Here is an 8,728-nt window from a genome sequence, read left to right on the forward strand (position 1 = left end):
GAGTCTCCTTGAGATTCAGTATTTTTGAGGGACCGGTGCCAGCGTCTGCTGCATCACCGCGCAGGATTGACGGCGCCCGTCGGGCGCCACGTGAAAGAGTTCGGCCGTGGTCACGATGACCCGCTTACCGGGACGGACCACCCGGCCCAGGGCGTGGAGTTCACCCCCGTTGAAGCTGGCCAGGAAGTTGATCTTGTATTCGACCGTGACCACCTCCAGCCCCTCGTCGAGCACCGACAGGCCGGCGTAGCCGCCAGCGATGTCGGCCAGCGCGCCCATGGCACCGCCATGAAAGCCGCCTTGCTGCTGGGTCACCCGCTCGGAATAGGGCAAGGCGATTTCGCACAGGCCGGGCTCGACCCGCAGCAGGCGCGCCCCCAAGTGCTGCATCAGCCCCTGGCGGGCCAGACTGGCCTCGATGCGGGCATGCAGGGCCTCCAGCGCATGGGCATCTGCGGCCTGGTCGGAAGTGGATCGATTCATGGGCCGGCAGCTTAATTGACGTTTACGTAAACGTCAATTGGTGAAAGACCACCTCAGACACCCTGAAGGGCGCCACTGGATCAGGAGGCGCGGCGCTTGCGGGTCGGTGCCGCTGTGGCGGCGGGTTGAGGCGGGGCCGGCGGCAAGGTGTCCGCCTCGGCGCCCTGCACCTTGCTGGCCTTGGCAAGCAGGGCGCGGGCCTCCTTTTCATGCACCTTGACCTCTTCGAGGTTGGCTTGGAGATCGGCCATCTGTTCTTCGAGCTGACGGCGGTGGCCGGCCAGCACATCGAGGAATTTGCGCAGCTGCGGCCCGGTGTCGCGCGGGCTGTCGTACATGTCGATGATTTCACGCGCCTCCGACAGAGACAGGCCCAGTCGCTTGGCGCGCAGGGTGAGCTTGAGCCGGGTGCGGTCGCGGGCCGTGTAGATGCGGGTGCGCCCGCCAGGCCCCTCGCGCAGCGGTTGCAGCAGCCCCATGTCCTCATAAAAGCGCATGGCGCGGGTGGTGAGGTCGAATTCGTGGGCGAGGTCGCTGATGGTGTAGGTGGTGGCCATGGAAAAAACGGGTGGAATCGGTAGCACGGCGGTGACATCTGCCCTGTGCACGCCTGCCTAGAATGGGCCGATTACATCTGACGCTTACGTCAACGTCAATCCTGGCGCACACAGCGGCAACACCACCCCACAAGCCCGGACGAAGGCCCCACACCATGAATGCACTCGAACTGGAACTGGACTACCCTTTTGGCGAGGCCCTGCCGGAGCCCGGCCACACGCTGGAAGTGGCGCCCGGGGTGCGCTGGATCCGCATGGCACTGCCCTTTGCGCTGCACCACATCAACCTGTGGCTGTTGGCCGACGAGCTCGATGGCGTGAAAGGCTGGACCGTGGTGGACTGCTGCATCGCCAGTGACGACGCCAAGGCCCTCTGGGAGCAGATCTTTGCCACACAACTGCAGGGACTCCCCATCCTGCGGGTGCTGGTCACCCACATGCACCCTGACCACGTCGGGCTGGCCCATTGGCTGTGTGAACGCTGGAACGCCCCCCTGTGGATGAGTGCCACCGACTACTATGCGGCCCGCCTGGGGTCGCAGAGCACGACCGGATTCGGCGGGCCGGACGCTGCCGGCTTTTTTGCCGCCCACGGGCTGCGCGACCCGGACGCGGTGGACAAGATACGGGGCCGCACGCGGTATTACCCCAGCATGGTGCCGGCCATGCCCAGCCGATTCCACCGCCTCATGGACGGGGCCACAGTGCGCATCGGGGCCCATGACTGGCAATGCATCAGCGGGTATGGCCACGCACCGGAGCACATCGCCCTGCACTGCCCCACGCTGGGCCTGCTGCTGGGGGGCGACATGATGCTGCCGCGCATCTCGACCAATGTGAGCGTGTTCGACATCGAACCCGAGTCGAATCCGCTGAAGTTGTTTCTGGATTCAGTGGATCGCTTTGCCGTGCTGCCGCCCGACACCCTGACACTGCCCTCTCACGGCAAGCCTTTTCGCGGCCTGCAGCAGCGTATCCGGCAACTGCATGAGCATCACCGCGACCGCCTGGCAGAAGTCTTGCGGGCCTGCCAGGAGCGGCCATGCTGTGGGGCGGACATCCTGCCCGTGATGTTCAAACGCCCGTTGGATCTGCACCAGACCACTTTTGCCATGGGCGAGGCGGTGGCCCATCTGCACGCGCTGTGGTTTCAGGGCCTGCTGCAACGCACGCTGGATGCAGGCGGCATATACCGCTTCAGCGCAGTGCCCGGCTGAAGGCTGAATCAGGCAAACACGTCAGCCTGAGCCAGCGGCACACCCAGCGCGTCCTTGGCCGACAGCCGTGGCGGCTCGCCCACGTCAGGCCATTGGATGGCCAGGGTGGGATCGTTCCAGGCAATGCAGCGCTCATATTGCGGCGCGTAGTAGTCGGTGGTCTTGTACAGAAAGTCAGCACTGCCGCTGGTCACCACAAAGCCATGCGCAAAGCCTGGCGGCACCCACAGCTGGCGGTGGTTGTCCTCGCTGAGTTCCACCCCCACCCATTGCCCGAAGGTGACTGAGCTTTTGCGGATGTCCACCGCCACGTCGTACACCGAGCCACGCACCACGCGCACCAGCTTGCCCTGGGCCTGCTGCAGTTGGTAATGCAGCCCGCGCAGCACGCCCTTGGTGGAGCGGCTGTGGTTGTCCTGCACGAATTCGACTTGCAGGCCGGTGGCCTCGTTGAAGACCTTCTGGTTGAAGCTCTCGAAGAAGAAGCCCCGGGCGTCACCAAAGACTTTGGGCTCGAGGATCAGGACTTCAGGGATGGCGGTTGGAATGACGTTCATGATTGGGCTTCGTCCTTGAGCAGGCGCAGCAGGTATTGGCCGTAGCCGTTCTTGGCCAGGGGTTGAGCCAGGCGCTCGAGCTGTTCACTGTTGATGAACCCATTGCGCCAGGCAATCTCTTCGGGGCAGGCCACCTTCAGGCCCTGGCGACGCTCGAGGGTGGCGATGAACTGGCCGGCCTCCAGCAGGCTGTCGTGGGTGCCGGTGTCCAGCCAGGCGTAGCCGCGCTTCATGATCTGCACGTTGAGCTGGCCACGCTGCAGGTAGGTTTCGTTGACGGTGGTGATCTCCAGCTCACCGCGCGCGCTGGGGCGGATGCTCTTGGCAATCTCCACCACCTGCTGGTCGTAGAAGTACAGGCCGGTGACGGCGTAGTTGCTCTTGGGGACGGGGGGCTTTTCTTCGATGCTGCTGGCCTTGCCGCTCTTGTCGAAGGCCACCACGCCATAGCGCTCGGGGTCGGTGACGTGGTAGGCGAACACCGTGGCGCCAGCGGTCTGGGCATCGGCATTGGCCAGCAGGGGCCCGAAGTCGTGTCCGTAGAAGATGTTGTCACCCAGCACCAGGGCACTGGGGTGGTTGCCCACAAAGGACTCACCGATGATGAAGGCCTGGGCCAGGCCATCGGGGCTGGCTTGCACGGCGTATTGCAGGTTCAGGCCCCACTGGCTGCCGTCGCCCAGCAGTTGCTGGAAGCGGGGGGTGTCTTGCGGTGTGCTGATGAGCAGGATGTCGCGCATGCCCGCCAGCATCAGGGTGCTGAGCGGGTAGTACACCATGGGCTTGTCGTACACCGGCAGCAGTTGTTTGCTGATGGCCAGCGTGGCTGGGTGCAGCCGGGTGCCGGAGCCGCCGGCCAGGATGATGCCTTTGCGTTGCGTGGTCATGATGTGTGTTTCTCCCTGATGTTCTTGGCTGGTGTTCCTGGCTGGTGGCTCAGGCCTTGGGGGTCTGTGCCGCAGGCAGGATTTCGTCGAGCATGCGGGCCACGCCCTGCTGCCAATCAGGCAAGACCAGCTCAAACGCGGCCTGCAGCTTGGCGGTGCTCAGGCGCGAGTTGTTCGGGCGCCGGGCCGGTGTGGGGAAGGCGCTGGTGGGCACGGGGGCGATGCCGTCGGCCGGCGTCTTGAGAGGTACGCCAACACGGCGCGCGTGTTCGATCACGTAGCGGGCGTAGCCATGCCAGGTGGTCTGGCCCGCCGCCACGGCGTGGTACAGGCCCGACAATTCCGGGCGCTGTTGCACGGCGCGGATGGCGTGGGCACTGAGGTCGGCCAGCAGGTCCGCCCCAGTGGGGGCACCGAACTGGTCGTCGATCACGGTCAGGCGTTCGCGCTCTGCAGCCAGGCGCAGCATGGTCTTGGCAAAGTTGCCACCGCGCGCGGCATACACCCAGCTGGTGCGAAAGATCAGGTGTCGCGCACCGCTTTGCTGGATCTGCTGTTCACCTTCAAGCTTGGTGCGGCCGTACACGCTGAGCGGGCCGGTGGCGTCACCCTCTTGCCAGGGGGCATCGCCACTGCCATCAAACACATAGTCGGTGCTGTAGTGGACCAGGGTGGCGCCCAGTTGGGCCGCCTCTCGGGCCAGCACGCCGGGGGCGAGTGCGTTGAGGGTTCGGGCGAGTTCGGGCTCGCTTTCTGCGCGATCGACTGCAGTGTGGGCGGCCGCGTTGACGATGACGTCGGGGCGCAAGGCGCGAACCGTGGCCGCCAACTCGTCAAGCCGGCTGAGGTCACCACAGTGTTCGGTGCTGTGGCGATCCAGCGCCGTGACCCGGCCCAGCGGGCTCAGGGCGCGCTGCAGCTCCCAGCCCAGTTGGCCGTTTTTGCCGAGCAGCAGGATGTGCAGGCTCATGCGGCGCTTTCGCTGGCGTATTGCTTTTGCACCCAGTCACGGTAGGCGCCGCTTTGCACGTGGCTCACCCAGTCTTCATGGCTGAGGTACCACTGCACGGTCTTGCGGATGCCGGACTCAAAGGTCTCGGCCGGCTTCCAGCCCAGTTCGCGCTCAAGCTTGCGGGCATCGATCGCATAGCGGCGGTCGTGACCGGGTCGGTCTTTGACATAGGTGATCTGCTCGCGGTAAGGCTTGCCATCGCTGCGCGGGCGCAGTTCATCGAGCAGCGCACACACGGTGTGTACGATCTCAAGGTTGGGTTTTTCGTTCCAGCCCCCCACGTTGTAGGTCTCACCCACACGCCCGCCCTCGAGCACGCGACGGATCGCGCTGCAGTGGTCTTTCACATAGAGCCAGTCACGCACCTGCTGACCATCGCCGTAGATGGGCAAGGCCTTGCCGGCCAGGGCGTTGACGATCATCAGGGGGATGAGCTTTTCTGGAAAGTGGTAGGGCCCATAGTTGTTGGAGCAGTTGGTGGTCAGCACCGGCAGCCCGTAGGTGTGGTGCCAGGCCCGCACCAGGTGGTCGCTGGCGGCCTTGCTGGCCGAGTAGGGGCTGTTGGGTTCGAACGGGTGGTCTTCGGTGAAGGCCGGGTCGGTGGGCGACAGAGACCCATAGACTTCGTCGGTCGACACGTGCAAAAAGCGGAAGCTGGTCTTTGCCTCGGCCCCCAGACCGTTCCAGTGGCCGCGCACCGATTCGAGCAGGCGCAAAGTACCGACCACATTGGTCTGGATGAAATCCTCGGGGCCGTGGATGGAACGGTCCACGTGCGACTCGGCGGCAAAGTTGATCACGGCCCGGGGCTGATGCACCCGCAGCAGTTCATCGACCAGGGCGCTGTCGCCGATGTCACCGTGCACGAAGTGGTGACGGGCGTCGCCCTCGAGTGATGCAAGGTTCTCGCGGTTGCCCGCGTAGGTCAGCTTGTCGAGGTTGATCACAGGCTCATCGTTCTGAGCCAGCCAATCGAGCACGAAATTGGCGCCAATGAAGCCAGCGCCGCCGGTTACGAGAATCATCTGTCTGCCCTGGATGGAGTCGGCTCAGCCGGAGCCAAAGTCGTGAATTATCTCATTCGGCTACAGAGCTTCATCCAGCACCGTCAATGCGCACGATGCCATTTCCAGGCGATGTTCACGTTTGCACGGGCTAGCAAGATCCCTAGTAGCTGGGCTCGGATCGCTAGGCTAGAGTGGATTCAGGTTCCAAAAAAATACTGGGAGACGACTTCATGGTGAAAAAGGCGCCTCGCAGGACTGCCGAGCGAATCCTCGAAGTCTCGCTCGATCTGTTCAACAAGTTCGGTGAACCCAATGTCTCGACGACTCTGATTTCTGGAGCTTTGGGCATCAGCCCTGGAAACTTGTATTACCACTACCCGGCCAAAGATGAATTGGTCAATGCCTTGTTCGACCGCTACGAGGCCGAGCTTCGGCCACTGTTGCTGAACGCGGTCACGGTCAATGACCTGGAAGGCTCGTGGCTGCTGTTTCAAAGACTTTTTGAACTGAACTGGTCGCATCGCTTTCTTTTCCGCGACCTCAACGATTTGTTGAGTAAGAACCGGCATCTGGAGACCCACTTCCAACAGATACAGATCGAGGTCACAAGTGCGCTGACGAATCTTTTGCAGCGGCTGAGGACGGGCAATGTTCTGCACATGGACGCCAGTCAGGTGTCCATGACAGCATCGAATCTCATGGTGCTGCTCTGCTATTGGTTCAGTTATGTGTATGTGCAAGCACCGCGTCTTGCGGCGAGCACGGAGCAGGGAAAGCTCGATTCAGCGCGTGGAACGCACCAAGCACTGAGCTTGCTCGCCCCTTGGCTTGAGGCTGAAGATCGCCTGCTCCTGCAAGAACTTTCACTGGGCGAGCACTGCGGCCCGCTTCAAGCAACGACCTCTTGAGGAGACACCGATGGCAACCTGGTCACCTTTTCCGCATCCGGGCCTCTTCAATTTCACCGGCGAGTCACTCAAGAAGTCCTGGCCTCGTCTGCATGCGGGCGATGCAGAGCCCTATCCCCAACATCCGCTACTGGAGCAGGCCTGGGTGCACTTCCACAATGGCGACTTCTCTGGTGCGAGGACTTTGGGCCTTGAAGCGGCGGCGTCCGGCGAATCGAATGGCATGACCGTCGCGAACAAAGCGACGTGCGTCTATGCCTGCTACCTGGAAAAAAGCGAGCAGGCTCGGCTGGACCTGTTCATGGATGTCGCCCAGCGTGCCGGCGCCCAAACAGTACATAGCCCTCAAAATCAAAATGGGTGGTTTCTGCAGGCCTATGCGCTTGGCCGATACAGCCAAGCCATCAGTGTGGCCAAAGCCTTGGCTCAGGGCCTGGGCAGCAAGGTCAAGGAGTCTCTGGAGAGGACCCTGCAAATCTGCCCCCAGCATGCAGAAGCGCGCATTGCATTGGGAGCCTTCCACGCCGAAGTGATTGACAAGGTTGGGGCTTTGATTGGCGGCATGACCTACGGTGCGCGCAAAGATGTGAGCCTGCAGCTTCTGGCGGAAGCGCTGCAACAGAATCCGGAGTCAGCAGCCGGCTTGGTTGAGTATGCAAACGCCCTCGTCATGTTGAACGGGGACTCCAGCCATGATCAAGCAAATCAGCTCTACGAACGTGCCGCCAACCTCGTACCAGCGGACGCCAGTGAGTTGCTCTACTGCGACTTGGCCAAAACCGAATTGATGGCGCACTGAACCACCAATCCGCACCAATCAGGCCTGCTCTGCGGGGGGAAACCGCCGTGCGGCGATCTCCAGCAGGCCGTCGAAAATGAGGTTGTCAACCAACTCACACCGAACGGACATGCTGGGCGCCATCTTCCAGCCCGCCCCCCCCGTCATGACACACTGCGGCTCTTGTCCGCAGTGGCTTCTGAGGTGATCGACCATGCGAGCTACTGCCCCCGCGATGGCATATGTCCCGCCACTGGTCAATGCGTCGCTGGTATTGGTTGGAAAGAGCTTGACCTCACCGGTTGGGACATGAAGGCCTGCGGTGCCCGATTCAAGCGCTCTGAGCATGATTCCATGGCCCGGGAGAATCAAACCGCCCAAAAAAACACCCTCAGGATCAATCGCCTCCACCGTCACCGCCGTTCCGACCATGACGACAATCAGAGGCGAGCGCTCGCCGCGGCTCAACATCCGGTGCCGAGCCCCAATCATGGCGACCCAGCGATCTGATCCCAGGCGGGTCGGGTGGTCATAGCCGTTGTGCAGTCCGGCCTCGGCTTGGGTCGAGACCACCCACTTGGGCGGTACATCCCATATTTCCATTTGCTCTTCGACCCGCCGCTTCACCGCCTCGCCCGCAACAATGCACCCCAGCATGCGATCTGGGGGCGTCAATGACGCCCATGCATGGTCGGCCAACTTGTCGACGTTCTCCAAGAACTCAGCGCCTTGCGCCAACACGGCTGCCCCCCGATAAGGGGCCTCATACAGCGCCCATTTCAGGCGTGTGTTTCCGACATCTATAGCAAGGAAGCTCATGGACCCAATTATGGCCACTTTCAGGAATTTGGCTGTCGTGCAATTTACTTAAGGGCACGAGCCACATAGATAGACGCACACCGACCCAGTGAGCAAAGTTGATTGCAAAAACTTCCCATAGCACGTGCAGTTTGAAGCATTGAAGTGATGCCGGCGGGGGTTGCGAAGTCAGCAGGGGCAGCTCAAATTGGGCAGCGTGGGCAGGTTGGCGGATGAGCGTATTGCATTTTCGATTCCGCAAAGACAAAACCCCCGCCAGTTGCCTGGAGGGGGTTTTGAGGGCTGTAAGAGCCTGACGATGACCTACTTTCACACGGGAACCCGCACTATCATCGGCGCGGAGTTGTTTCACTGTCCTGTTCGGGATGGGAAGGAGTGGGACCAACTCGCTATGGTCATCAGGCATAACTTGGTGCTGGGCTGTTGGAGATCAACAGCCTGGCGAATTCATAGAGTTTGGAATCAGTAGCTTTACGCTCAATTTTTTGTATTGCGTCTTGGCA

General features: G+C 62.1%; 10 protein-coding genes and 1 rRNA gene. 3 read left to right on the forward strand and 8 right to left on the reverse strand.

The genetic code is table 11. The features are described from left to right. Positions 1 to 15 precede the first annotated feature (15 nt). Both L880_RS0128660 and L880_RS0128665 read right to left on the reverse strand, forming a co-directional pair. A complete protein-coding gene (locus L880_RS0128660) occupies positions 16 to 483 on the reverse strand; it encodes a PaaI family thioesterase (RefSeq protein ID WP_051443649.1) in 468 nt (155 codons plus the stop codon). 80 nt (positions 484 to 563) lie between these two features. Then, entirely contained in the window at positions 564 to 1,040 is a 477-nt protein-coding gene (locus L880_RS0128665) for a MerR family transcriptional regulator (protein WP_027478520.1), read from the reverse strand. A gap of 155 nt (positions 1,041 to 1,195) precedes the next feature. Here L880_RS0128665 and L880_RS0128670 point away from each other — a divergent pair, with 155 nt between their 5' ends. Beyond that, positions 1,196 to 2,257 (forward strand): MBL fold metallo-hydrolase, encoded by a 1,062-nt coding sequence (locus L880_RS0128670; RefSeq protein WP_027478521.1) that lies wholly within the window; start codon positions 1,196 to 1,198, stop codon positions 2,255 to 2,257. 8 nt (positions 2,258 to 2,265) lie between these two features. On the opposite strand, the gene rfbC is transcribed toward L880_RS0128670, so the two are convergent. The 4 genes from rfbC to rfbB are packed head-to-tail and all read right to left on the reverse strand — an operon-like array spanning position 2,266 to position 5,738. Beyond that, positions 2,266 to 2,814, reverse strand: coding sequence for a dTDP-4-dehydrorhamnose 3,5-epimerase (rfbC, locus tag L880_RS0128675; protein ID WP_027478522.1), 549 nt, complete (start codon positions 2,812 to 2,814; stop codon positions 2,266 to 2,268). Next, entirely contained in the window at positions 2,811 to 3,701 is an 891-nt protein-coding gene (gene rfbA, locus L880_RS0128680; RefSeq protein WP_027478523.1) for a glucose-1-phosphate thymidylyltransferase RfbA, read from the reverse strand. The genes rfbC and rfbA overlap by 4 nt, the downstream gene beginning before the upstream one ends. A gap of 49 nt (positions 3,702 to 3,750) precedes the next feature. Continuing rightward, a complete protein-coding gene (rfbD, locus tag L880_RS0128685; RefSeq protein WP_027478524.1) occupies positions 3,751 to 4,665 on the reverse strand; it encodes a dTDP-4-dehydrorhamnose reductase in 915 nt (304 codons plus the stop codon). Between the two features lie 2 nt (positions 4,666 to 4,667). Next, a complete protein-coding gene (rfbB, locus tag L880_RS0128690) occupies positions 4,668 to 5,738 on the reverse strand; it encodes a dTDP-glucose 4,6-dehydratase (protein WP_027478525.1) in 1,071 nt (356 codons plus the stop codon). A gap of 212 nt (positions 5,739 to 5,950) precedes the next feature. Between rfbB and L880_RS0128695 the strand changes: the two genes are divergently transcribed. After that, a complete protein-coding gene (locus L880_RS0128695) occupies positions 5,951 to 6,628 on the forward strand; it encodes a TetR/AcrR family transcriptional regulator (protein ID WP_027478526.1) in 678 nt (225 codons plus the stop codon). A gap of 10 nt (positions 6,629 to 6,638) precedes the next feature. Continuing rightward, positions 6,639 to 7,427: a tetratricopeptide repeat protein gene (locus L880_RS0128700; RefSeq protein WP_027478527.1), complete on the forward strand. Its 789-nt coding sequence runs from the start codon at positions 6,639 to 6,641 to the stop codon at positions 7,425 to 7,427. A gap of 18 nt (positions 7,428 to 7,445) precedes the next feature. Here the strand turns inward: L880_RS0128700 and L880_RS0128705 are convergent, their stop codons facing one another. Both L880_RS0128705 and rrf read right to left on the reverse strand, forming a co-directional pair. After that, a complete protein-coding gene (locus tag L880_RS0128705; RefSeq protein ID WP_027478528.1) occupies positions 7,446 to 8,225 on the reverse strand; it encodes a type III pantothenate kinase in 780 nt (259 codons plus the stop codon). A 290-nt stretch (positions 8,226 to 8,515) separates the two neighbouring features. Continuing rightward, positions 8,516 to 8,628: ribosomal RNA gene (gene rrf, locus L880_RS0128710) — 5S ribosomal RNA — on the reverse strand. Positions 8,629 to 8,728: the final 100 nt, after the last annotated feature.

It is taken from the genome of Curvibacter gracilis ATCC BAA-807 (assembly GCF_000518645.1).
Taxonomy (GTDB): domain Bacteria; phylum Pseudomonadota; class Gammaproteobacteria; order Burkholderiales; family Burkholderiaceae_C; genus Curvibacter; species Curvibacter gracilis.